This is a genomic window from Mesorhizobium sp. P2_B5 (assembly GCF_056404775.1).
Genome location: NZ_JBFUDJ010000002.1, coordinates 117,315 through 141,108 on the forward strand (window position 1 = coordinate 117,315; position 23,794 = coordinate 141,108).

21 protein-coding genes and 1 pseudogene are annotated in these 23,794 nt (G+C 64.3%); 9 read left to right on the forward strand and 13 right to left on the reverse strand.

The genetic code is table 11. The annotated features are described in order from the left end of the window. The first annotated feature begins 8 nt into the window (after window positions 1–8). On the forward strand, window positions 9–1,442 hold the full coding sequence (locus AC1D1N_RS07115) for an aminotransferase-like domain-containing protein (RefSeq protein ID WP_477347497.1): 1,434 nt from the start codon (window positions 9–11) through the stop codon (window positions 1,440–1,442). 4 nt (window positions 1,443–1,446) lie between these two features. Here AC1D1N_RS07115 and AC1D1N_RS07120 read toward each other — a convergent pair whose 3' ends face one another. After that, window positions 1,447–2,340 (reverse strand): LysR family transcriptional regulator, encoded by an 894-nt coding sequence (locus AC1D1N_RS07120; RefSeq protein WP_477347499.1) that lies wholly within the window; start codon window positions 2,338–2,340, stop codon window positions 1,447–1,449. A gap of 131 nt (window positions 2,341–2,471) precedes the next feature. On the opposite strand from AC1D1N_RS07120, the pseudogene AC1D1N_RS07125 reads away from it, so the two are divergent. Then, window positions 2,472–3,919 (forward strand): annotated as a pseudogene (locus tag AC1D1N_RS07125) (MFS transporter). Between the two features lie 15 nt (window positions 3,920–3,934). Here AC1D1N_RS07125 and AC1D1N_RS07130 read toward each other — a convergent pair. The 3 genes from AC1D1N_RS07130 to AC1D1N_RS07140 all read right to left on the reverse strand — a co-directional run bounded on the left by AC1D1N_RS07130 (window position 3,935) and on the right by AC1D1N_RS07140 (window position 6,441). Next, window positions 3,935–4,432 (reverse strand): MaoC family dehydratase, encoded by a 498-nt coding sequence (locus tag AC1D1N_RS07130; RefSeq protein ID WP_112565372.1) that lies wholly within the window; start codon window positions 4,430–4,432, stop codon window positions 3,935–3,937. A 178-nt stretch (window positions 4,433–4,610) separates the two neighbouring features. Beyond that, window positions 4,611–5,036, reverse strand: a complete 426-nt coding sequence (locus tag AC1D1N_RS07135; protein WP_477347501.1) for a phasin family protein — start codon at window positions 5,034–5,036, stop codon at window positions 4,611–4,613. Window positions 5,037–5,145: 109 nt separating this feature from the next. Continuing rightward, window positions 5,146–6,441, reverse strand: coding sequence for a DUF445 domain-containing protein (locus AC1D1N_RS07140; protein WP_477347502.1), 1,296 nt, complete (start codon window positions 6,439–6,441; stop codon window positions 5,146–5,148). 281 nt (window positions 6,442–6,722) lie between these two features. Between AC1D1N_RS07140 and rirA the strand changes: the two genes are divergently transcribed. Next, window positions 6,723–7,184: an iron-responsive transcriptional regulator RirA gene (rirA, locus tag AC1D1N_RS07145; protein WP_112565484.1), complete on the forward strand. Its 462-nt coding sequence runs from the start codon at window positions 6,723–6,725 to the stop codon at window positions 7,182–7,184. Between the two features lie 5 nt (window positions 7,185–7,189). On the opposite strand, the gene AC1D1N_RS07150 is transcribed toward rirA, so the two are convergent. The 5 genes from AC1D1N_RS07150 to hemP are packed head-to-tail and all read right to left on the reverse strand — an operon-like array spanning window position 7,190 to window position 11,300. After that, window positions 7,190–7,978: a heme ABC transporter ATP-binding protein gene (locus AC1D1N_RS07150; protein ID WP_477347504.1), complete on the reverse strand. Its 789-nt coding sequence runs from the start codon at window positions 7,976–7,978 to the stop codon at window positions 7,190–7,192. A 23-nt stretch (window positions 7,979–8,001) separates the two neighbouring features. Continuing rightward, the gene (locus tag AC1D1N_RS07155) at window positions 8,002–9,099 is read right to left on the reverse strand and encodes a FecCD family ABC transporter permease (RefSeq protein ID WP_477347506.1); all 1,098 of its coding nucleotides are present in this window, start codon (window positions 9,097–9,099) and stop codon (window positions 8,002–8,004) included. 4 nt (window positions 9,100–9,103) lie between these two features. After that, entirely contained in the window at window positions 9,104–9,991 is an 888-nt protein-coding gene (locus tag AC1D1N_RS07160) for a heme/hemin ABC transporter substrate-binding protein (protein WP_477347508.1), read from the reverse strand. A gap of 11 nt (window positions 9,992–10,002) precedes the next feature. Further along, window positions 10,003–11,061, reverse strand: coding sequence for a hemin-degrading factor (locus tag AC1D1N_RS07165; protein WP_477347510.1), 1,059 nt, complete (start codon window positions 11,059–11,061; stop codon window positions 10,003–10,005). 32 nt (window positions 11,062–11,093) lie between these two features. Continuing rightward, on the reverse strand, window positions 11,094–11,300 hold the full coding sequence (gene hemP / locus AC1D1N_RS07170; protein WP_023673860.1) for a hemin uptake protein HemP: 207 nt from the start codon (window positions 11,298–11,300) through the stop codon (window positions 11,094–11,096). Window positions 11,301–11,555: 255 nt separating this feature from the next. On the opposite strand from hemP, the gene AC1D1N_RS07175 reads away from it, so the two are divergent. The 4 genes from AC1D1N_RS07175 to hmuQ all read left to right on the forward strand — a co-directional run bounded on the left by AC1D1N_RS07175 (window position 11,556) and on the right by hmuQ (window position 15,650). Continuing rightward, entirely contained in the window at window positions 11,556–13,703 is a 2,148-nt protein-coding gene (locus tag AC1D1N_RS07175; protein ID WP_477347512.1) for a TonB-dependent hemoglobin/transferrin/lactoferrin family receptor, read from the forward strand. A gap of 5 nt (window positions 13,704–13,708) precedes the next feature. Beyond that, window positions 13,709–14,149 (forward strand): hypothetical protein, encoded by a 441-nt coding sequence (locus AC1D1N_RS07180; protein ID WP_436260409.1) that lies wholly within the window; start codon window positions 13,709–13,711, stop codon window positions 14,147–14,149. A 127-nt stretch (window positions 14,150–14,276) separates the two neighbouring features. Then, a complete protein-coding gene (locus tag AC1D1N_RS07185) occupies window positions 14,277–15,269 on the forward strand; it encodes an energy transducer TonB family protein (RefSeq protein ID WP_477347514.1) in 993 nt (330 codons plus the stop codon). Window positions 15,270–15,335: 66 nt separating this feature from the next. Continuing rightward, window positions 15,336–15,650 carry a heme-degrading protein HmuQ gene (gene hmuQ / locus AC1D1N_RS07190; protein ID WP_112565354.1) on the forward strand — a complete coding sequence of 105 codons (315 nt, stop codon included), beginning with the start codon at window positions 15,336–15,338 and terminating at the stop codon, window positions 15,648–15,650. Window positions 15,651–15,688: 38 nt separating this feature from the next. On the opposite strand, the gene AC1D1N_RS07195 is transcribed toward hmuQ, so the two are convergent. Then, window positions 15,689–16,750: a glycosyltransferase gene (locus tag AC1D1N_RS07195; protein WP_477347516.1), complete on the reverse strand. Its 1,062-nt coding sequence runs from the start codon at window positions 16,748–16,750 to the stop codon at window positions 15,689–15,691. A gap of 88 nt (window positions 16,751–16,838) precedes the next feature. Continuing rightward, window positions 16,839–20,447, reverse strand: coding sequence for a bifunctional proline dehydrogenase/L-glutamate gamma-semialdehyde dehydrogenase PutA (putA, locus tag AC1D1N_RS07200; protein ID WP_477347518.1), 3,609 nt, complete (start codon window positions 20,445–20,447; stop codon window positions 16,839–16,841). Between the two features lie 164 nt (window positions 20,448–20,611). Between putA and AC1D1N_RS07205 the strand changes: the two genes are divergently transcribed. Continuing rightward, window positions 20,612–21,064: an Lrp/AsnC family transcriptional regulator gene (locus AC1D1N_RS07205; RefSeq protein WP_436260413.1), complete on the forward strand. Its 453-nt coding sequence runs from the start codon at window positions 20,612–20,614 to the stop codon at window positions 21,062–21,064. A gap of 1 nt (window position 21,065) precedes the next feature. Here AC1D1N_RS07205 and AC1D1N_RS07210 read toward each other — a convergent pair whose 3' ends face one another. After that, entirely contained in the window at window positions 21,066–22,265 is a 1,200-nt protein-coding gene (locus tag AC1D1N_RS07210; RefSeq protein WP_477347520.1) for a cytochrome-c peroxidase, read from the reverse strand. Window positions 22,266–22,269: 4 nt separating this feature from the next. Further along, window positions 22,270–22,713, reverse strand: coding sequence for a FixH family protein (locus tag AC1D1N_RS07215; protein WP_477347522.1), 444 nt, complete (start codon window positions 22,711–22,713; stop codon window positions 22,270–22,272). Between the two features lie 156 nt (window positions 22,714–22,869). Between AC1D1N_RS07215 and AC1D1N_RS07220 the strand changes: the two genes are divergently transcribed. Continuing rightward, entirely contained in the window at window positions 22,870–23,790 is a 921-nt protein-coding gene (locus AC1D1N_RS07220) for a sugar kinase (protein ID WP_477347524.1), read from the forward strand. Window positions 23,791–23,794 lie beyond the last annotated feature (4 nt).

The window sequence follows — 23,794 nt, forward strand, 5'->3', positions numbered from 1 at the left end:
CAATACAGATGATCGAACTCGCTCTCAAAACCAACGCTGCAGACGCCCTTGCCGCGACCACGCCCATCTCCCACACGCTTGTCGAAACTGTCATGGCGACCATTCGTCAGCGGATTGCCGCGCGCAGCCTGACGCCGGGCGCGCGATTGCCCTCGATCCGCGCTTTCGCCAAAGCCATGCAGGTGTCCAAGTCGACCGTGGTCGAGGCCTATGAGCGTCTCGCCGCCGAAGGCGCGATCCGCTCCCGGCCGGGCTCGGGCTTTTATGCCGCCGGGTCGCTGGCGCCGCTGTCGCTGGCCGAGATCGGCCCCCGGCTCGACCGCGCCATCGATCCGCTGTGGGTCTCGCGCCAGTCGCTGGAAGCCGGTGGCGAGATGCTGAAACCCGGCTGCGGCTGGATGCCGGCCTCGTGGATGCCGCAGTCCGCCTTGCGCCGGGCGCTGCGCACTGTGGCGCGAGCCGACGATGTCGACCTCGCCGATTACGGCACGCCGCTCGGCCTGCCGCCGCTCAGGCAATTGCTGGCGCGGCGTATGGAAGGGCATGGCATCGACGTCTCGCCCGAACAGATCATGCTGACGGAATCCGGCACGCAGGCCATCGATCTCTTGTGCCGGTTCCTGATCGAGCCCGGCGATACCGTGCTGGTCGACGACCCCTGCTATTTCAATTTTCACGCGCTGCTGCGCGCCCACCGTGCCAAGGTCGTCAGCGTGCCTTACACGCAAACGGGACCTGACATCGAGCTGTTCGCGCAGGCGCTGGCCGAACACAAGCCGCGCCTCTACATCACCAATTCCGCCATCCACAACCCGACCGGCGCGATCCTGTCGCCGGTCACGGCGCACCGGCTGTTGAAGCTCGCCGACCAGTCGGACCTGACCATCGTCGAGGACGATATTTTTGCCGATTTCGAGCACAGCCCGGCCCCGCGCCTTGCTGCATTCGACGGCCTCAACCGCGTCGTCCACATCGGCAGCTTCTCCAAGACGCTGTCGGCCTCGGTGCGCTGCGGCTTCATCGCCGCACCGCGCGACTGGATCGAACAGCTCACCGACCTCAAGATCGCAACCACTTTCGGCGGCGGCCGGCTGGCGGCCGAGCTGGTGCTGGCGCTGCTCAGGGACGGCAGCTATCGCAAGCACATGGATCTGCTGCGGGCGCGCCTTTCCCGCGCCATGGGCGAGACGGGCGCGCGCCTGAAAACGATCGGCATCACGCCATGGATCGACCAGCCCGCCGGCTTGTTCTTGTGGTGCAGCCTGCCCGATGGCGTGGATGCCGCCGACATCGCCCGCCGTGCCTTGGCCGACAACATCGTGCTGGCGCCCGGCAACGCGTTCAGCCTGTCGGGAACCGCCAGCCGCTTCCTGCGCTTCAACGTTGCCCAGTGCGCAGATGAGCGGATTTTCCGAGTGCTTGAGACGGCAATGGCGCGCTGATCGCTCACCGAGAGGCCGCGCAGACCTCGCGCACGCAATCGCGCAGCCAGAGTTGCGCCGGGTCGGCATCGAGCCGCGGATGCCAGAGCATCGAGATGGTCACCTCGACCGTGGCGACCGGTAGCGGAAAGCTGACCATGCCGGCGCGTGCGCCTTGCGTATGCCGTTCGGGGATGCTGGCGATCAGATCGGAAGCGCGTGCCATGGCGAGTGCTGCCGAGAAGCCGGAAACCATGCACACCACGGTCCGCTGCAGGCCAAGCTGTGCCAGCGCCTCATCGATCGGTCCCCTCTCCCGGCCACGCCTTGAAACGCTGATGTGGCGGCCGGCGGCATAGCGCTCGGGCGTCACCACGCCTTCGCTCAAGGGGTGACCCGCTCGCACCGTGCCGACGAAGCGGTCGCGGAACAGCGCCTGTATGCGCACTTCAGGTCCGGTTTCGCCTGCAACGCCGATTTCCAGGTCGATCGCGGCGTCGCGCAGCGAGGCGACATCCTTGTCGGCTTTGGGCGCAAAGCGCAGCAGCACGCCGGGCGCCTCGGCCTGGATGCGGGCGACAAGACGCGGTCCAAACTCCTCGACGAAGCCCTCATTGGTGCGCAGCGTGAAGATCCGGTCCAGCTTCGCGAGATCGAGAAGCCTGGCAGGGCGCAGCAACGCCTCGGCATCCCCAACGACGCGGCCAGCCTGCTGACGCAATTCCTCCGCCCGTGGGGTCGGCACCAGGCCCCGGCCGGCCCGAACCAGCAGCGGATCGCCGGTCGCCTCGCGCAGTCGCGCGAGCGTGCGGCTCATCGCCGAAGGGCTGAGCCGCAGCCGGCTCGCGGCGCGCGCCACACTGCCTTCGGCCAAAAGGACGTCGAGCGCGAACAGCAGGTTGAGATCGGGCGATGTCATCAGCGGATTGTAACACACGACATGGCGTTTGATGCATGGATAAGATGCAAATGCTGCGCCTTTCGCTATGCCACCTCAGAAATTAGATCTCCAACAGGTCCGTTTCCCGAGCCTGAAAGAAGGAGATCGCCATGGCAATTGCTGAGCAGAACGAGCGCGCATCCGTGCCGCGACAGACCCAGTCCGCAGTCCTGGCGCTGGCCAGCCTGTCGCTCGCCGCGCTGCTGTCGTCGCTCGGAACCAGCATTGCCAGCGTCGGCTTGCCTTCGCTGATGCAGGCCTTCGGCGCGTCCTTCCAGTCGATGCAATGGGTGGTTCTGGCCTATCTGCTCGCCATCACCGCCTTGATCGTCAGCGCCGGACGGCTGGCCGACATAGTCGGCCGCCGACCGTTGCTGCTTGGCGGCATCGCGCTGTTCACGCTGGCCTCGGTGCTCTGCGGCCTGGCGCCGACGCTATGGCTGCTGATCGCGGCGCGCGCGGTGCAAGGATTGGGCGCGGCGCTGATGATGGCGCTGACGCTGGCCTTTGTCGCGGAGACCGTAGCCAAGGAACGAACCGGCAGCGCCATGGGCCTGCTCGGCGCCATGTCGGCGATCGGCACGACGCTCGGCCCCTCGCTCGGCGGCTTGCTGATCGCCGGCTTCGGCTGGCGGGCGATCTTCCTCGTCAATGTCCCGCTCGGCGTCGCGGCCTTCGCCCTCGCCTTGCTGGCCCTGCCTGCCCGCGGCAATGCGGCCGAAGCCGATCGAGGCAGCTTCGATGCGGTAGGCACTGCCCTGCTCGCATTGACGCTCGCTGCTTATGCGCTGGCCATGACGCTCGGCCCGGGCAATTTCGGCACTCTCAACATCGGCCTGCTGATCGCGGCCGGCATCGGCGTCGTTATGTTCGGCGTTGTGCAAACGAGGGCGAAGAATCCCTTGATCCGGCTTGCCCGGTTGTACGACATCCGGCTCACCGCCAGCCTCGCCATGAACCTCGTCGTCGCCACGATCATGATGGCAACGCTGGTGGTCGCTCCATTCTATCTGGCGCGCGGGCTCGGGCTCGATGCCGCAATGGTCGGCGTGGTGCTGTCGACCGGTCCGCTGGTCTCGGCGCTCTCGGCGCTTATTGCCGGCCGCCTCACCGATCGCTTCGGTGCCAACAGGATGATGATCGCCGGGCTGCTCGCCCTCGCCATCGGCACCTCGCTTTTGTCGCTCGCCATGACAAAACTCGGCGTTGCCAGCTATGTCATGCCGATCGCCGTCACCTGCTTCGGCTACGCCCTGTTCCAGACATCCAACCATGCCGCCGTCATGAGCGGTGTCGCCGCCGGTGAGCGCGGCGTCGTGTCAGGCCTGCTCAATCTGTCGCGCAATCTCGGCCTGATCACCGGCGCATCGCTGATGGGCGCCATCTTTGCGGCCGCATCGACGGGAGGGCGGCAAGGCCAGGAGGTGTCGGCCTCAGCAGCAGCCGCGCACGGAATGCACGTCAGGCAGCGACGGCTATGGCAGTGGCTGCACTGTTGCTGGCGCTGCTATCGGCCCGATCAGCCGGCAGGTCATCGTCGCGGCAACAGCCTTCGTGATCGAAGGTAGGGTGCTTAAGTTGCGGCCCGCTTGCGGCGCTCATAGAGCATGACCAGCGTTTCGGCAGTCAAAGCCGGCCTCTGCTCACCCTCGATCTCGACGGTGTTGGCGGCCTTCATCAGATACTGGCCCGGCCCCCTGTCCTCCACCGACAACAGCGTCGAGCGCAGCCTGATTCGTGCGCCGACCCTGACCGGCGCCAGGAAACGCACCTTGTCGAAGCCGTAGTTGAAGGCGGCCTGCGTGTTTTCGGGCACGACGCCCAGATCGAGCGCCAGTGCGCCGATGATCGACAGCGTCAGATAGCCATGCGCGATCGTGGTGCGAAACGGGCTTTGCCGCTTGGCCCGCTCCGGATCGACGTGAATCCACTGATGGTCGCCGGTGCATTCGGCGAACTGGTTGATGCGGCTCTGGTCGATCGTCGTCCATTCCGACACGCCGAGCTCCTGCCCGGCCATCGCCCTTAGCTGCTCAAAGGTCGGCGGCGTTTTCGGCCGTATTTCCGTCATTCCTGCTTTCCCGATGGCTCCAAATGCCTCGGACCACGAACCAACCGCCCCTGTCAATTCGCTTGTTGCGATTCCGTTCCGTCATTTTCCGCCGAACGGTACGCCTCATCCATGGCCATGCGCCGCAAACAGCCGTCTGTGCAGAGGCGGCGGGCAGCGGGTCAGGCCGTGCCCAAGATCACTTCTTCTTGTCGTAGCCGGAGCGGATTTCCTCCATCGCTTCCTTGATGCGCTCGCGCAGGATTTCGACGGATTCGGTGCCGGACCTCTTGACCAACTCGGCCACTTCGCTGGCATTTTTCAGGGCGGCTTCGAAGGATTTCTTGGCGAACTCCGCCTGTTTCGTCATCAACTCCTGCGGATTGCCCGGCGCCTTGTAGTTCTGCGCCATGTCGCTGATTTCGCGCAACGTGTCCTGCAGCATCTCGCGCTGCCGGGACAGCAGCGAGGTCGCGCCGGCAGCCCCCGCCCGCGCCGATTTCTCCAGCGCCTCGAGGTTCTTGCGGTGATGCGCGAGGATCGCCTCGACATTCGGCACCTTCAGGTCGCGGCCGAACCGGCTGAACATGTCCAGGAAAGAATCGGATTCGGGTTGTTTGGCCATTGGTCGCTTGCTCCCCAGTTTGCGCAAATGCTGAACCCTAGGCTGGACAATAGCACTCGCGCGCCGCGTGTCCATTCGCCGCGCAATGCAATTTGGCGGCGAATGCAGGTCAGCCGGCAAGCAACAGCAGCTCACCCACATAGAGCGCGACTCCGGCAAGGCCGCCGATGATCATGCCGTTGAAGCGGATATATTGCAGGTCCTTGCCGATGTTCATCTCGATCAGCCTGGTCAGCTGGGCAAGGTCCCAACGCTTGACCTGGTCGGCGATGAATGTCGACACGCCGCTTTTCTGGCTCTCCACGAACGAGGCCAGCGCCACGACAAAGCCCTGGTTCATGTCGGCCCTGATCTGCGGATCGCCGGCAAGATGGCGGCCGACTTCGACGAACATGTTGGCGAGATGCTCGCGGACAATCGAATTCTCCGCCTTGGCGTCCTGTTCGATGAACAGGCGCAGACTCTCCCACATGTCGCCGGACAGCGCCTTGACCTCCGGCCGCGCCAGAAAATCGCGCTTCAGTTTCTCGGCCCGCTTGGCGTATTGCTTCGAGGTCCTGAGCCGCTCGATGAAGGAATGCGCGAAACGATCGAATTCGGCGCGCATCGGGTGATCGGGATCGGCCCGCACCTCGTCGAGCAGCGAACCGGCGGACGCTACGATTTTCTTCAACAGGTAAGCGTCAGCGCGGAACAGGTTGAACAGCGACGGCAATTCCTCGCGGATTTTTTCGCGCATGGTCGCCAGCGCCTCTTCGTCGTTCAGGAACCGGCCGATCACCCGGGTGAACTCATCGAACAGTTTCTGATGGCGGCGGTCGTCGGTCAGCGCCGACAGCAGCTCGGCCGCCAGCGGCGCCAGCGGCACCTTGTCGATCTGCTCCAGCATGCGGCTGGTGACGAAACCACGCAGGCCGGATTGCTCGATTGCCGCAAGCGTCTGCGGCACCAGCCGCACGACAAAGCGCGACAGGCCGGCAGAGCGTTCGGCGTCAGTCAGCCAGTCGGCGACAAGCACCGCAAAATCGACCTCGGCGAGTTTTTTGCGCACCGGCTCGGGCGCCAGGAAATTGACCTCGATAAAGCGGCCGAGATTGTCGGCGATGCGGTTCTGGTTCGCCGGGATGATTGCGGTGTGCGGGATCGGCAGGCCGAGCGGCCGCTTGAACAGCGCCACCACCGCATACCAGTCTGCCAGGCCGCCGATGGTCGCCGCCTCCGCGAAGGCCGCGACAAAGCCCAGCCACGGATAAGTGCCCTCGAACGATTTGGCGACGGCAAAGACCACGACGCAAAGCGCCAGCGCTGCCGTGGCGAGGAACTTTGTCCACCGCAGCGCGGAAAGCTTGGCGCCTGCTTCGGCATCGAAACCGCCGGACACCAGGGACGGGGCCGATTGAGACATTGTGGGCCGCTCCTCGTCGATCTCAGGGTATTTAGGGACTGTTTCGGCCCGTGACATGACAGGACGGCCGATTTCGCCTCAAGACATGCCGATTACGCACACAAAGTTGACAGGAATATTCATCTATCATGCAATCCCAGTCTGGAATTGTTCCAAGGTATGGGCCATATTCCCGAGAGGCCAGTGTGGGCGAATCCGAAACTCCGGGTGAGAAAGCCGCACCAGCACAAATCTAAAATCTGGTGCAGTTCCAATGCGCCAGCACTTGGGTGAGGAATGAAATGCGGTTAACGCGCCAGACCAACTACGCCATGCGCATCCTGATGTATTGCGCGGCAAACACCGAACGGCTGAGCCGCATTCCGGAGATCGCGGCCGCTTATTCGGTGTCGGAGCTTTTCCTGTTCAAGATCCTGCAGCCGCTGGTCGAACACGGTCTGGTCGAGACGGTGCGCGGCCGCAATGGCGGCGTCAGGCTTGGCCGTCCCGCCGAGCAGATCAACCTGTTCGACGTCGTGCGGGTGACCGAAGAGAGCTTCGCCATGGCCGAGTGCTTCGAGAACGACGCCGCCGAATGTCCGCTGGTCGACAGCTGTGCCCTCAACTCGGCGCTACGCGAGGCGCTCAACGCCTTCTTTGCCGTACTCTCCCGCTACACGATTGCCGATATGGTGGCGGCGCGGCCGAACGTGCGCCATTTGCTCGGCATCGACATGCTGGTGCAGCGCGCTCCGGCCGCCTGAACTTTCTAGACAGCGGACTGCGGCAAAACAAACGGCATATTGGCGGCCGGCAACACGCCGACCCGCAGCCGGCAATCGAAGACTTTTTCGATCAGATCGTCGCTCAGCACCTCTTGCGGCGAACCGTCAGCGGCGAGCCGGCCGCGATGCATGACGAAAACCCGGTCCGCATACATGGCCGTCAGATTGAGGTCGTGCAGGATAGCAATCACGCCGCCGCCGCGCCGGGCGAAATCTCGGGCAATGTTCATGATGATCAGCTGGTGCTTGATGTCGAGGCTGGAAACCGGCTCGTCGAGGAACAGATAACGCGGCTTGCCGTCGAGCACCGGCGCCCAGACCTGGCACAGCACGCGCGCCAGCTGCACACGCTGCTGTTCGCCGCCCGAAAGCTCCTGGTAGAACCGGCCGGCAAAGCCGTCGAGATCCACTCGAGCCAGCGCCCGCTCCGGTAGTCGTTCGTTTTCGCCCGGCAGCACGCCGGAGCGGCCGCCGACAAGACCGAGCCTGACCACTTCGCGCACGGTGAAAGGGAACGACAGCGTCGTCGCCTGCGGCAGCACGGCGCGCGCCGTCGCAGCCTCCACCGGCTTCATCGCGGCGAGGTCGCGGCCGTTGACAGCAACCGTTCCTGAAAACGGCAGATCACCTGACAATGCCTTCAGAAAGGTGGTCTTGCCCGAGCCGTTAGGCCCGACGATTGCCGCGATCTCGCCGGGCCGCGCGGTAAAGTCGACATCGGTGACAATGCGCTTGCCGCCCATCGCCACCGAGACATCGCGTGCTTCGATCATGCCCGCCTCACAGGTTTCAAGTCTCACAAGTCGATTACGCCGCGCTTGCGCAGCAGGATCCAGAGAAAGAACGGCGCGCCTGCGATCGCCGTGACGATGCCGATCGGCAATTCGGCCGGCGCCACGATGACACGAGCGACGGCATCGGCCAGAAGCAGCATCGAGGCGCCGAGCAGCGCCGATGCCGGCAAGAGATAGCGATTGTCCGGACCGATCAGCAGCCGCAGCAGATGCGGTACGACGATGCCGACAAAGCCGATACCGCCGCTGACCGCGACCGAAGCGCCGACTGCCGCCGAGACGCCGACGATCGCGGTGTATTTCAGCCGCTGCACCGGGATGCCGAGATGGCCGGCTGTCGCCTCGCCGAGCGCCAGCGCATTGAGCCCGCGGGCCATGAACGGCATTGCCGCCAGCGCCAAAACGATGATCGGGCCGACGGAGGCGATCTTCGGCCAGGAAGCGCCGCCAAGCGAACCCAGTTGCCAGAAGGTCAGGTCGCGCAATTGCCGGTCGTCGGCCATGAAGATCAGGATGCCGGTCAGCGCCATGGCAAGCGCGGCGAGCGCAATGCCGGCAAGCAGCATGGTGGCGACCGAGGTGCGCCCCTGCCGCGTGGCGACACGGTAGAGCACCAGCGTCACCGCAAGGCCACCGCAAAAGGCGGCGATCGGCAAGGCCAAACTGCCGAGCGCCAAAGTGAGCGGCGCCAGCCACGTCGTCCCAAGCACGATGACGGCGACGGCGCCCAGGCTCGATCCGGCTGACACCCCGATCAGGCCGGGGTCGGCGAGCGGATTGCGAAACAGGCCCTGCATCACCGCGCCCGACACGGCGAGTGCTGCCCCGATGAGCACGCCGAGCAGCACGCGCGGCATGCGGATGTCGTAGACGATCAGCCGGTCGCGAGCGCCGCGCGCGGCATTGGCCGGGACAGCGCCGGTCAGCCAGTCACGAATGACGCCGACGGCCGACGCATCGGAGGCACCCGATGTCAGCGACAGGAACATGGAAAGCGCAAGCACCAGGCACAGGAGCAAAATAACCAGGCGCGCGCGCCCCGAACGATCGCCTTCGGCCACCAACTTGCTCGCCGCGCCGGCGATCGACTGATCCACCATTCGCTCAGTCCGTGACCTGACTGCCATAGAGCGAGACGGCGAGATCGTGGATGGCGTTGGCCGTGCGTGGCCCGAAACCGAGGAGATAACCGCCGTCCATCAGGATCAGTTTGCGGCCTTCACCGGCCGGCGTCGAGGTGATCGACGGGATGGCGAACAGCTCAGCCTCCGCAATCGGCGGTCCGGCATTCTTCATCGCCAGGATCACGTCGGGCCTGGCGGTGACGATGGCCTCGTCGGACATCGCCTTGTACCCGGAAAAACCTTCGACCGCATTGACCGCGCCGGCAAGCTTGATGATGCCGTCGCCGGCAGTGTCGCTGCCGGCGGCGAGGATCTTGCCGCCCTGGATAGACAGCACAAACAGGATGCGCTTGCGCTTCTTGATTGACGCCGTCTGTTTTTCGGCCGCCTTCAGCTTGGCGTCGGTCTCGGCAGCAAGCGTCTCGGCCTTGGTGTCGACGCCAAGCGCCTTGCCGACGATGCGGATCTTTTCCAGAATGCCGTCATGGCTGTAGTGTTCGGGCACGTCGATGAATGGAACGCTCGACTTTTTCAGCACGTCCATCGCTTCCCTCGGGCCGCTGCCATGCAGCGCCAGAATGCCGGACGGATTGACCGACAAAACACCTTCCGCCGACAACTGGCGCATATAGCCGACGTCGGGCAGCGCCATCGCGGCGGCGGGGTAGCGGCTGGTCGAATCGCGGGCGACGAGATGGCCCTCTTCGCCGAGCGCGTAGACGATCTCGGTGATCGAGCCACCGATCGCCGCGATCCGCGACGTATCGGCAAACATGGCGAGGTTTTCGGTGGCCGGAGCGGGTGCCGCAAGAAGCAGTGATAGGCCCATCGCCATCGCAAGCGTCGGGCGCCTGAACAGTGAAATCATCGTCGTGATCCTCAGGCAGCGGTCGGGCTTGGAATACGCGGCAGGTTTTCGGCGAGGAACCGCCAATCATCGCGCTCGCCCTCGCCTTCATGGCGCTTGCCGAAGAACTGGATGATCATCTTGCCGTCGGCGCCATAGGCTTCGAGCGAGGTGACATGACCGTCCTTGGTCGGCTTGCGCACCGCCCAGACCTCCTGGATGTGATCGGTGCGCAAATGCAGGTGGAAAGTCTCGTCCAGCACGTTGATCCACGGACCCATCGGCTTGATCGACTTGACCGGGCCGGAATGGATCTGGATGCAGCCGCGGTTGCCCACGAAGCACATGATCGGCATGCCGCCGGCTGCAGCATGGTGGAACATGGCGCTGACGGCGTCATTGTCGAGCAGCCAGGCATAGTCCTGGCCGACCATGCGCACGGCCTGGCGACGGCTGAGTTTCAGCGCCTTCAGCATGCCGAAGAACTGATGCACGTCGGTCAACCGGCTCCAGCGGTCGCGCAGATCGTCGATGTTGGCGGCAGCACCGGGCGTCTCGGCGTCATCGTCGGCAAGGCCTGCGATAGACACGGTCGGCTCCTGGTTCGATGATTCGAGTGCCCCCACAAGCTTCTGGTAGGCATATAGATTGGACGCCGGCCGCAGATGTACCTTGTGCACGGCATCGCCCGCCGCGTCGAAGAATTGCAGGCTTCGGCGGATGTCGCCGCCGTCGCGCTTCTCCACGGCAAAACCATGCGCCCAGACTTTCGGAAAGATGCGCAGGTCGATGTTTTCGCCGAGCACCATGGCATTGTGCGTGCCCGGCACGACCTTGTCGTAGACGCCGATCTTCTCGTGCACCGCGCTTTCGTTGCGGGTCAGCGCCATCACTTCGCCGACGGCGTCGAGGCCGGTCAGTAGATCGTTGACGCGCGGCTCGACGCGCACGACCCCCTCGCCGCAATGGGCGGCGACCAGTTCGGCCTCCGAAATGCCAAGCTCGGCGGCAAGATCGCGCTCGCGCGCTTTCGGATTATCTGCCCGCGCCCGTCGGATTTCATGCGGAGCGGGTTTTACGCGCTGGTCCATGTCCTGCTTACCTGTCTGCCCTATCTGGGTCGTCACTTGTTGAGGATCAGCTTGCCCTGACGGGTGATCTTGAGCCGGTAGAGCGCGCCATGGTGCTCGATGCCGATCTCGTGCTCGCCCTGGAACAGCGTGTTGGACGACAAGGTCCGCACCGCCAGCGGCACCCGGTCGAAGCGGGTCGGCGTCTCCTCGGAACGGCGGACGCGGTAACGGAAGTCATTGGGATTGTGGGTGTTCATTTCTGTCTATCCCTTTCCTGTGCCGGGCGTCTGGCTAGGCGTTGCAAAAAAGCCGATTCATTTCTTGACTAGAATAATCATGTTTATTAGTCAGTGCATTACCGGACTAAACGAGTCAACATTTAAGACGCCGGACGAAATGAAAAATGCTAGCGAGCGCCGCCGCCAGCCAGCATCGAACCTGGAGTTGGGGCAATGGGGTTGGCAAATCGTGGACGACCGGATCTGGCAAACGCCGATCCGGCGCATCGGCCTATGGCAAAGGCAATTGCAGCCTTGCTTGCGGGGGCAGCAGCGATCGCATTGTTGACGCCGCCGGCCAGCGCGCAACAAGCTACCGGCCAGCAGCAGACTGATCCGAGCAAGAAAACCGAGGACACCAAGCCCGCGCCGGCCGGCGTAACGCTGCTCGACAAGATCCTCGTCATCAGCCGCACCGGCGAAACGGCGATCGAATCGCTGGCCTCGGCCAGCCACGTCGACCAGGAACAGCTCGAACGCCGTATGGCGACGACACCCAACGAAATGCTGCTCGGCGTGCCGGGCGTTACCGTGCAGGCCGACGCACGGCGCGTCAGCTCCAGCATCAACATCCGCGGCCTGCAGGATTTCGGCCGCGTCGCGGTGATCGTCGACGGCGCCAGGCAGAATTTCCAGCGCTCCGATCACGGCACGCAGTCGACCTTCTATGTCGATCCCGAGCTTATCAAATCCGTCGATGTCATCCGCGGACCGGTCGCCAACACCTATGGCTCCGGCGCCATTGGCGGCGTCGTCTTCTTCGACACCAAGGATGCCGAGGATTTCCTCAAGCCGGGCGAAACCTGGGGCGCATCGGTCACCGGGCGCTATGAAAGCAACGGCAAGGGCTGGACCACCAGCGCCAGCGGCGCTTACAAATTCAACGACAACTGGGATGTGCTGGGCAACATCGTCTACCGCGACTACGACGACTACAAGAATGGCAGCGGCGACACCGTCGCCGGCACCGGCTTCGACGTGCTGAGCGGCCAGCTCAAGACCACCATCCGCCCGAGTGAAAACAGCGAATTGAAGCTCGGCTGGGTCGGTTCGAGCGATGGCTGGACGGAAACCAGCGGCGGCGTGCCGGCCAACGACGTCGACCTGAAGTCGAACACCTTCACCGCCCGCTACAATATCACCGACGACGCCAAGAGCTGGCTCGATCTCCACATCAACGCCTCCTACAACAAGACCAATCTCGACCTGACCACGCTTGTTCCGCAAAACCGGTTCGATCCGGTCACCGGTCTTCCCGTCGTGCTTCCGGCAGGCTCGACGTCGACCTTCGATGTCGGCACCACCGGCATCGACATCTGGAACACGTCGCGCTTCGAGACCGCCGGCATCTCGCACGAGCTGACTTATGGCGGCGACTGGGTCGGCGACGATGTCGAGACCGGCGGCACGTCCGGCGGCGACAGCTTCTACACGCCGTCGGGCAAGCGCAACGTTTCGGGCGCCTATATCCAGGACAGGCTGAGCTGGGACTGGCTCGAAGTCATCACCGGTCTGCGTTACGACAATTACAGCCTGAAGGACTCGGACAACGAAACCTCAGGCGACAGGCTGTCGCCGCGCATCACCGTTGGCCTCTCGCCCTTCGAAAGCGCCAGCTTGGCCGGCCTGCAATTCTATGGCACCTACGCCGAAGGCTACCGCTCGCCGTCGCTGACGGAGACGCTGATCAGCGGCAATCATCCGGCCGGCGTCACCTTCCCGTTCCTGCCCAACCCGAACCTGCGGCCTGAAACCGGCAAGACCACCGAATTCGGCGTCAACTACAAGCTGAACAACATCCTGGAATCCGGCGACGCGTTCCGGCTCAAGGCGGCCTATTTCCACAACGATGTCGACGACTATATCGAGGGCGTGACACTGTCGCCATTCGACCCGACCAGCGGCTGCCCGTTTGGCCCCGGCATTCCGATCTGCTTCCAGTACCAGAACTTCGCCCAGGCCAAGATCAACGGCTTCGAACTGGAAAGCGTCTACGATGCCGGCTGGGGCTATGCCGGGCTCTCGGCCTCTATCATCAACGGCCACACCATCTCCTATGAAGGTGAGCGGGCCGACCTTGCCACCATCCCGTCCTCGCAGGTCACCGGGCAGCTCGGCTTCCGCTTCCTTCAGGACAAGCTGACCGTTGGCGGCGAGGTGCAGTACAACGGCAAGCCGAAGGGCAATCCCGTTGCCAAGGACTATACGCTGGTCAACGCCTTCGCCACTTACCAGGCAACCGACAATTTGAAGGTGGACTTCCGCGCCGACAATTTGTTCGATGTCAAATACACCAACCCGCTGAACGGCGGCACCACCGCCGTCATCTACGAGCCCGGCATCACGCTGAAGCTGGCCGCAACCATGCGCTTTGGAGGCTGATACCCATGATAAGGTTGACGACATCGCTTCGTCTTTTGACCTCGACGCTGGCGATGTCGCTCGGCTTGGTGCCGGCGTGGGCGCAGTCCGCGCCGGCGCCGCAACTCAGCCTCGAGCTCAATGCCGCGCAGCCCTCCGACAAGGGTTGCCGCCTGACTTTCGTCATCAACAATGCGCTCGGCGCCGATCTGTCCAAGGCGGCCTTCGAGATCGCGCTGTTCAACGAGGCCGGCATCGTCGACCGTCTGAGCGTGCTCGACTTCAAGGATCTACCCGCCGGCAAGACCAAGGTGACCCGCTTCGACCTCGCCGGCACCAACTGCACCAAACTCAGCCGCGTGCTGATCAACAGCGCCACCGAATGCGCCGGCACCGGTGTCGAGCCGGGCGCCTGCATGCGCGGGCTGAAAACGCAGACCAAGACAGGTATCGCTTTCGGCGTCTGAGGTGGGCCTGCATCCCGCCGTCATGCAAGACTGCGCGGCCTGGCGGCTCCCGGGTCCATTGCCGTGGCCCGCAACCGATCTTGATTTGACAATCCCACCCCGCTCGCGGCAGGTCTCGCCGCAAATCATGCAGGAAATCAGCCCCCTCCCCGACGCCAGCAACGAACTGGCGATTGCGCCGGCCGAGCCGCTTGCGCAGTCGCAGCCGTCGGCCGCGGACCGCAAGTGGGCGGTGGCGATCATCGCGTCCGGCCTGCTCCACGCTGCTGTTGCGGCGGCGTTTTTGATCGCGCCTGCGGGAACATTCGATTCCAGCAACGCGATACAATCCGAGGGAACCGATCAATCGGGCGCTGATGTCGTCGGCAGCGATTTGGACGGCCAGGCGCCTGGCGCGGTGGATGTCACTTTGGTGTCGGACCCGCGACCGTCCGAACCCAAGGCCGTTCCAGCTGCGCCACCGGCCGAGGCGCCACAACCGGTGGAGCACCCCGAGGCGCCTAAGTCGCCACCGGAAGCCGTCAAACAAGCAATCGACAGTCCCCACATGTTGACCGCCGCCACCCCTCGCCAGGACGACCAGAGTGTCACCAAAAGCAGCGAGCCGCCGACAGCGCCCGCGGCTCCGACGCAAAGCACCGAGGCGTCGCCTGCAGACGCACCTCCCGCAGAAACCCCTGTTGCCCAGCCACCAGTCCCGACTGCAAGGCCAAGCGCATCAGCTGGAGTCGGAGGAACAAGCAACACCAACGATTCGCGCGGCGCGGCGGACGGCGAGGAACGCGACGCATCGGTGGTTGCCAGCAAGGGCAAAAAGCAGGCTGCGGCCGGCAATGCGATGGAATCCCGCTACAGCGGTGAAATTCAAAAGAAACTTGCCAAGGCCAACCGCCGCGTTTCCAAAGCGGTGCAGGCAAAGGCTCAAAACAATGCCAGGGTCGTTTTCGTCGTCATGGCCGATGGCAGCATCGGCGACGTACAGCTTGCCGAAAGTTCAGGGTCTGCCGAGCTTGACGAATTCGCTCTGAAGCTGGTGCGCCAGCAAGCTCCGTTCCCGCCCATTCCAACGGAGACCGGCAGGTCGAGTTGGGTGTTCAGGGCGCGGATCGGTCCATTTTAAGAAACCTCCACCGCCGCAGCCGTAGCGGCACATCAAACACAACTCATCGGTGTCGAAAGGAAGCCAATGTACATCGCCATGAACCGCTTCAAGGTCCAGAATGGCTCGGAGACCGCCTTCGAGGATGTCTGGAAGAACCGCGATTCCAGCCTCTCGGAGATGAAAGGCTTCAGGGAATTCCACTTGCTGCGCGGCCCGGTCAACGAGACCGAGGGCTACACGCTGTTTGCCTCGCACACGGTGTGGGCAAGTCACGAGGATTTCGTCGCCTGGACCAAATCCGAGAATTTCCGCGCCGCCCACCGCAACGCCGGCACCTCGAAGGTGCACTATCTCGGCCATCCGCAGTTCGAAGGCTTTTCGGTCGTCGAGGGCGCCTGACGCGACTCGAGCGTGAGAACCTCAGGCGCTCTTGTCATTTATCGCATCGAGCCGCGGCCGCCCAGCCGCCGCAACCATCCGGCAATGTGCAGGCGCAGCCGTTGCAAAGGCTGTCCGCGGGTCAGATAACGCACAAGGCGCGGATCGCGGGCGATCTCCCTGAATTGGCGCACATGCTGCTTCAGGAATGCGGGTATGAAATTGCGCCCGTTGACATCGCTGAGCCAGGTTGAATTCGCCAGCACATAGTCGACGACATCCGCAGCCAGGACGCTCCTGTAGGTTCTGAAGCCAGGCGTTTGCAGCACAGGACCACCGGCAAAGGCAGTGCTGGTAGATAGGTTGGACCCGTGCAGGCGATAGAGACCGAGGCATTCGGACAAGATGAGGCTGCCACCGGCCATATGTGCACATGTTGCCGTCAGGTAGTCGGTCCCCACTTTCGCCTTGAAAGGGAACGACAATACCGGCTCCAGCGCACCACGCCGGTACAGGATGGCCGAGCACGGCGACCACAGCCAGCCCGACACGTTCGGAGCAAAATAGGTTACGGGATGCTGCGATGCATAGGGGATCCCTGGCGCCATGCCGGAAAGCTGGCCGCCGGGGCCAATGGCGACGCCATTGCGTTCCGGCCCGGAACGCGGTTTGCGCAACGCAAGGAAAGTACCGGCGAGCAAGGTGTCGTTGCCATCGACCAGAAAAACGTCGGAGCTGGACAGCGCGGCCGAATGCGTCGTGTTGAGATGGGTCGACAGATGCGCGAGGAGAAAGTCCGGCAGCCAGACATCATCGGCATCGAGAAATGCGATGAAAGGCGCATCGGTCGCGGCAAAGCCATCGCGGAAGCCCGCGATCTGCCCGCCATTGTCCTGGCGCACCAGTTGGCGCAGGCGCGGATCGTCTATGATCTGGAGAAGCTGCCGGACATGCTCGGCCGAGCCGTCGGTCGAGGCATCGTCGACGATGACGCAGTCCCAATTCCGGTAGGTCTGATCCAGCACAGAGCGTATGGCACGCTCGACATAAGACCGGTAATTATAGCAGGTGATGACCACGGCCACGCGCGGCAGCTCGAACGGTAGGGACGTGTCTTCCATCGGCTCGGCTACGCCCGCTCGGGTTACTGTTCTCTATCAGCGCATATCCTTGCAACCAGACACAGGCAAGCGAGCCGCGAAAAGTTCCCTACGCCGCGGCGAGCAGGCTGGCATTGCCGCCGGCCGCCGTGGTGTCGACGCAGACGGCGCGTTCATGCGCATAGGCCGCCGGGTTGAGCACTTCGCTGACCAGCGGCACGATCGGGCCGCTCCGGTTGGCGATGACCTTGCGCACGATGCGGGCTGCTTCCGGCTTGCCCGAGAAGGCGACAACATCGACGCGCAGCGAACGCGCCTCGACCGGGTCGGGCCGGCCATCTATGGCTGCCAACGGCAGCCCCTTGCCGGTCAACGCGGAGAGGGCTGCCGGCGCGCCGGGCGCCACGGCCAGCACCGCGTTGCCGGCGGCAAGCGCCTGGATCGCCTGGGCAAGCAGCGTGTCGGCGTCCGGCCCGAGGCACAGCACCCGGCCGCGCGGCGACAGCGACAGCGTGTTGGCCTCGCCGGTCGGCCCGGGCAGGTCGACCTGGCCGAAATCGATAGCAGCGGCAGCGCCGATCGCCGCTGCGCCCTTGCCGCGCAGATGTTTTCTCAAAATGGCGATGCGGTCCGGCCGCGTCGACCAGCCGCCAAGCGTCGGCTCGGGCAGATTGTCGGCGAGTTCGGTCGCCGTCACCTTGTGGCCCTCCGCAATCTCGGTGCCGGCCTCCGGCGCCTTGCGGAACCGCCGGAGATAATGCGGACCGCCGGCCTTCGGCCCGGTGCCTGAAAGCCCCTCGCCGCCAAAGGGCTGCGAACCGACGACGGCGCCGATCTGGTTGCGGTTGACATAGATGTTGCCGGCATGGATGCCGTCGACGAAATGCTGGACGCGGCCCTCGATGCGGGTGTGCAGGCCGAAGGTCAGGCCATAGCCCTTGCGGTTGATGGCGGCGATAACGGCGTCGATCCCGTCGGCGTCGAAGCTGGCGACATGCAGCACCGGGCCGAACACCTCGCGCTCCATCTCCTCGATGCCTTTGATCCGGAACACATGCGGCGCGACGAAGCGGCCATCTTTCGGTGCTTCGAGCTTGGCGATCAGCCGGCCCTGCAGGCCCATCGTGGTGCAATAGTCGCGGATCGAAGCCTGCGCCTCGTCGTCGATGACCGGACCGACATCGGTCGAAATAGCCCAAGGATCGCCGATGGTGAGCGCCTCCATGGCGCCCTTCAGCATCTCCAGCATCTTCTTCTCGACGTCCTTTTGCACATAGAGCACGCGCAGCGCCGAGCAGCGCTGGCCCGCACTCTGGAAGGCAGACGCAAGGATGTCGCGCACCGCCTGTTCGGGGAGTGCCGTGGAATCGACGATCATGGCGTTGAGGCCGCCGGTCTCGGCGATCAGCATGGCATCAGGCGCTGCCGTCTCGGCCAACTGCTTTTCGATCAGCTTGGCGACCTCGGTCGAGCCGGTGAAGCAGACGCCGGCAATGCGCGGATCCGCGGTCAGCGGTCCGCCGACCGACGGGCCGTCGCCGGGCAGAAGCTGGATGACATCCTCCGGCACGCCGGCCTCGCGCAGCAGTTCGACGGCGCGGAAGGCGATCAGCGGCGTCTGTTCGGCTGGCTTGGCGATGACCGAATTGCCGGTGACGAGCGCTGCCGCGATCTGGCCGGTGAAGATGGCGAGCGGGAAGTTCCATGGCGAGATGCAGACGATGGCGCCGCGCGCCTCGGTGCCCGCTTCATTGTTCGCCGCTTCGGCAGCGTAGTAGCGCAGGAAGTCGACGGCTTCGCGCACTTCGGCGACGCCGTCGGCCAGCGACTTGCCGGCCTCGCGGGTGGCGAGCGCGAAGAACTCGACGGCATTGGCCTCATAGAGATCGGCGGCGCGGTTGAGGATCGCGGCGCGTTCAGCGACTGGGCGCTTCGCCCAGGCAGGCTGCGCCTCCACCGCAAAGCGCACGGCCGTCGCGACCTGCTTGGCGGCGGCTTCGCTGACCGTGCCGACGAGTTCGTCGGGCTTCGCCGGATTGACCACCCGGCGCTGCTTGCCGTAGCCGGCCGCACGCGTGATCGGCTTGGCATGCCAGCGCTCAGGCCCGGCGAAGTCCGCCTTGGCCTTGTCGATCGCCGCCAGCGTCACCGGATCGGTGATGTCGAACCCCATCGAATTGCGCCGCCCAGCGCCGAAGATCGTTGCGGGACGAGCGATCGCCGGATTGGCGGCGGGGCCCTGGCTCTCGACCGTCTCGAGCGGATCACGCGCAATATCCTCCGGCTCGACGTCCTCGTCCGTCAGTTGGTGGACGAAGGATGAGTTGGCGCCATTCTCCAGCAGCCGGCGTACCAGATAGGCCAGGAGATCGGAATGCGCGCCGACCGGCGCATAGATGCGGCAGCGCGTGCCTTCGGCCTGGCGCACCGTCTCATGCAGCGCCTCGCCCATGCCGTGCAGGCGCTGGAACTCGAAGGCGTCGCGATTGTCGGCCATCGACAGGATGGCGGCGACGGTATGCGCATTGTGGGTGGCGAATTGCGGATAGATGCGGTCGGTCATACCAAGCAGTTTCTTGGCGCAGGCCATATAGGAAACGTCGGTATTGGCCTTGCGGGTGAAGACAGGGTAGCCGGAAAGCCCGAGCGTCTGGGCCCGCTTGATCTCGGTGTCCCAATAAGCGCCCTTGACCAGCCGCACCATGATGTTGCGGTCGTACTTTTTCGCCAGCGCATAGAGCCAGTCGATGGTGAAGGCTGCGCGTGGCCCATAGGCCTGGACGACGACGCCAAAGCCGTTCCAGCCGGCAAGCTCCGGCTCGGCTAGCACGCGCTCGATGACATCCAGCGACAGATCCAGCCGGTCGGCTTCCTCGGCGTCGATGTTGAGGCCCATGCGCGAATGGCGTGCGGCCAGCGCCAGCGACAGCAGCCGCTCGGCCATGACGGGCAGCATCTTTTCCTTCTGCGCCTCTTCATAGCGCGGATGCAGCGCCGACAGCTTGACCGAGATGCCGTGGTTCTGCCGGATATCGGGACCGTTGGAACCGGAATCGAGCGAGGAAATGGCGTCGGCATAGGCCTTGAGATAGCGCAGCGCATCGGCCTCGGTGCGGGCCGCCTCGCCCAGCATGTCGAAGGAGTAGAGATAGCCTTTCTGGATCATCGCCTTGCCGCGCTTGATCGCCTCGGCAATGGTGCGGCCGAGCACGAACTGCTCGCCCATTTCGCGCATGGCGGCGGCGACCGCCTTGCGGATGACCGGCTCGCCCAGCCTTCGCACCATCGAGCGCAGCGTGCCTTCGATGCCGCCTTCGCCCTCGTCGAGCACGCGTCCGGTCAGCATCAGCGCCCAGGTCGAGGCATTGACGAAGATCGAACTCGAACCGCCCGAATGCGCCGACCAGTCATGCGGCGCGATCTTGTCGGCGATGAGGTCGTCCATGGTCTCGGTGTCGGGCACGCGCAGCAGCGCCTCGGCCAGGCACATCAGCGCCACGCCTTCCTTGGTGGAGAGGCCATAGGCCGAGAGAAAAACCTCCATCAGCCTGGGGTCGGACGAGCCGCGCACCGCCCGCACCAGATCGGCGGCACGAGCCGAGATCGCATCGCGGTCTTCGGTGGAAAGCCCGGTTGCTTCGGCAAGCCTCTTCACCGCCGCGTCTTCGTCGGGCAGGTAGTTGGCGCGGATCTGCTGGCGGATGGTGTCGAGCGGCATGGCGGTCCTGCGGAGCGAGCATCAGGGAACGGGCCGGCGGTCGCCGGACCGAATGGCGCAAGCTAGCACAGAGCCGCATTTTCAACCGGTCCAAAGAAATCGACATTGCAGGCCGAATGAACTATCATTGTGTTCACATCCTCATCAATTGGACTGCAATATCAGTGACAGAAGACCAATTGGACCGCATCGATAAAAACATCCTGTCGTCTCTGGCGCGCGACGGGCGGCTGTCCATGTCGGAACTGGCCGGCAAGGTCGGCCTATCGAAGACGCCGGTGCAGGCGCGGGTAAAGCGCTTGGAAAAGGACGGCTACATCAGAGGCTACCAGGCGATCATCGACCGCGAGCGCATGGGCGAAGGCCATGTCGCCTTCGTCCAGGTCAAATTGTCGGATACGCGCTCTGCCGCCCTCGACGCTTTCAACCGCGCGGTGCAGGCCGTGCCCGAAATCGAGCAGTGCCACATGATGGCGTCGAGCTTCGACTATCTGCTGAAGGTCCGCACCACCGACATCGCCGGCTACCGCCGCGTGCTCGGCGAGCGCATCTCGGCGCTCCCGCACGTCGCCCAGACCTCGACCTTCGTGGCAATGGAGACGGTGAAGGACCGCTGACTCACTCCGACAGCGTCTTCAAGAATGCCACCAGCGCAGCGCGTTCACGGTCCGACAGCTGCAGCGGGTGTACCTCGGAGGTGCCCTCGATAGCAGCGGGTGCCGCCGAATAATGCGTCGCCACCTCCTCCAGCGAGGAGAACTGACCGGCATGCATATAGGGCGGCCGCGTCGCCGCGCCCCGCAGCGACGGCGTCTTGTAGGCGCGCATCAGTTCGGGCGCGTCCTTGACCATGAAGCGCAGTTCGCCGCAGGCGCCGGCGTCACCATCGCGGAACGCGCCGAAGCAGTTGAACGGATCAGCTTCAACCTGCGCCACTGCATCGAAGCGGCCGCGATCCAGCGGCAAGTCCTTCACCGGTGGCACGCCGGTGTTGTGGAAACTGTTGTCGGTGAAGCGCGGCCCGTTATGGCAGGTCACGCAATTGGCCTTGCCGATGAACAATTTCAGCCCGAGCATTTCCTCCGGCGAAAAGGCATCGTCGGCTTTCGGCTTGGCGCCGGACGCCAGGTCGATGGCGAAACGGTCGAAGCGCGTCTGCGCCGGTTCGATCGACCGTTCGAAGGCGGCGATCGCCTTGCCGATATTGGAAAAGACGCGGTTGACGTCATTCATCTGGGCTGCGGTCATTGCCTTCCACGCCGCCTGCTCGGCCTCATTGCCGAGCGGACTGGCATTGGCCGGCACGGTGGAAAGGTCAGGCAACGGCCCAAAGATCCGCTCGTAGCGCTCGCCGAACCGCTTCTGGATGTAATGCGCGAAGGCGGCGCGGTTTCCCGCCTGCTCGAGCGGGTTTTCCAGCGGCGTCAGCGCCTGCGCCCACAGGCTGTCGCGCCGTCCGTCCCAGAAGAACCACGGATTGCGCGCCACCCCGGCCAGCGGCATCGAGCGCCTATTGGTGCGGCCGACGCCGACGGCCTGCGGCAGGTCGTCCTGGAATTGCCGGTCGATCTTGTGACAGGTCGAGCACGACACGTTGCCGTCATGGCTCATGCCCTGGTCGAAGAACAGAGTGGAGCCCAAAGCCGCTGCGGCCGGCACGTCAGCGAAGCGGTTGGTGGTGTCGGGCTTCAGCACCGGCAAGGCGTTCAGCGCCAGCGAAGCGATGGTCTTCTTCTCGGCATCGGAAAAATCCGGCTTGCCACAGCCGGCAACCAGCAAAACCGCCACCAGTGCTAGAAGACGCGACAGGCGGCTCATCGGGTCACAGCACCACGTTGAAGACGACCGTGTCGGAACCGGCCGCGGCTGAAATGGCGAAGCGCAACTGCCACACGCCGCTCATGGTGAATTTCAACCCCTCGATGCGGTAGCGCCCCTCGCCCAGATAATCGGTCGCCTGCGGACTGGTCGGCAGGCCGTGATTGTGCTGCGGCATGCCGCCGGAGACCGAGATCGCCGCACCTTCCACGGGATCGCCTTTGACCGTCTTCAAGGTGAGCAGCCAGGATTGCAGCTCGCCTTGTTTGATAACGCCCCGCTCCGGCTGGAAACTGGCGACTAACAAACCGTTCGCGGTTTTCTTCGAGCGCGAAATATCCAGGCCCGGCGCCGATTGCGGCGCGGTCAGATAGACGATCGCCAGTATGCCAGCCAGCAGGGCTGCCAGACCAAGGCCCGCAAGAAGATAACGCCATAGTGATGCCAAACCGGTTCCTCTTCCAAACATAACGTCTCAGGGAGCAATTCGCGTCCCGCCGCTTCTGTGGGAAAACGCTCCTGGCGCAAAAAACCGCCGCAGCCAAGCATGGCGCTGCCGGCTGCAAAAAGCTACAGGACCGAAACCAAACCCCGAGGGAGAATTATGGCAGCAGACGGCATCGCTTCGATCGGTGAATGCATGCTCGAACTGTCCGGCCAGACCGGGCCCAACTGGCGCATGGGCTTTGCCGGCGACACGTTCAACACGCTATGGGCACTGCATGCGCTGAGCGGCGAGAGGCCCGCCACTTACGTCTCTGCCTTCGGCGACGATCCGTTCTCGCAGGGTCAGATTTCCTTTTTCGCAGAAAACGGCATCGGCATCGGCGCCAGCCCGGTCATCCCGGGTGCCCGGCCCGGCCTTTACGCCATCACCTTGACCGGCGCCGAACGCGCCTTCACCTATTGGCGCGGCGACGCGGCGGCCAGGCGGCTTGCCTCGGACCCAGTCGCCCTGGCAAAAAGCCTTGAAAACCAGGCGCTTGTGTATTTTTCCGGAATCACTTTGGCAATTCTCGACGCCGCCGCGCGCAAGACGTTGCTGGCAGCGGTGGCCACGGCGCGCGCTGCCGGTTCGCTGGTCGCCTTCGACCCCAACTACCGGCCGCGCCTCTGGCAGAGTCGCGAAGAGGCGCAAGCTGCGATCCTCGATGCGCTTGCCGTCACCGATATCGCGCTGCCGACCTTCCCCGACGAGCAGATGCTGTTTGGCGACACCGCGCCGCAAGTGACCGCAGCGCGGTTTGGAAAACTGGTCGACGAAGTCGTCGTCAAGAATGGCGAGGAGCCGGCATTGATCGCTACTGGCGGAACCCTGCAGCCGGTCCCGGCCCAGCATGTCGCCACCCCCGTCGACACCACCGGCGCCGGCGATTCCTTCAATGGCGGCTATCTCGCCGCCCGGCTTGCCGGCCATGCGCCGGCAGAGGCCGTGCAGCGTGCGCATCGCGTCGCCGCCGCTATCGTGCAGGTGCGCGGTGCGCTGGCGCCGTTCGAAACGCTGAAAACCGCTTTCAACAGCTGAGGAA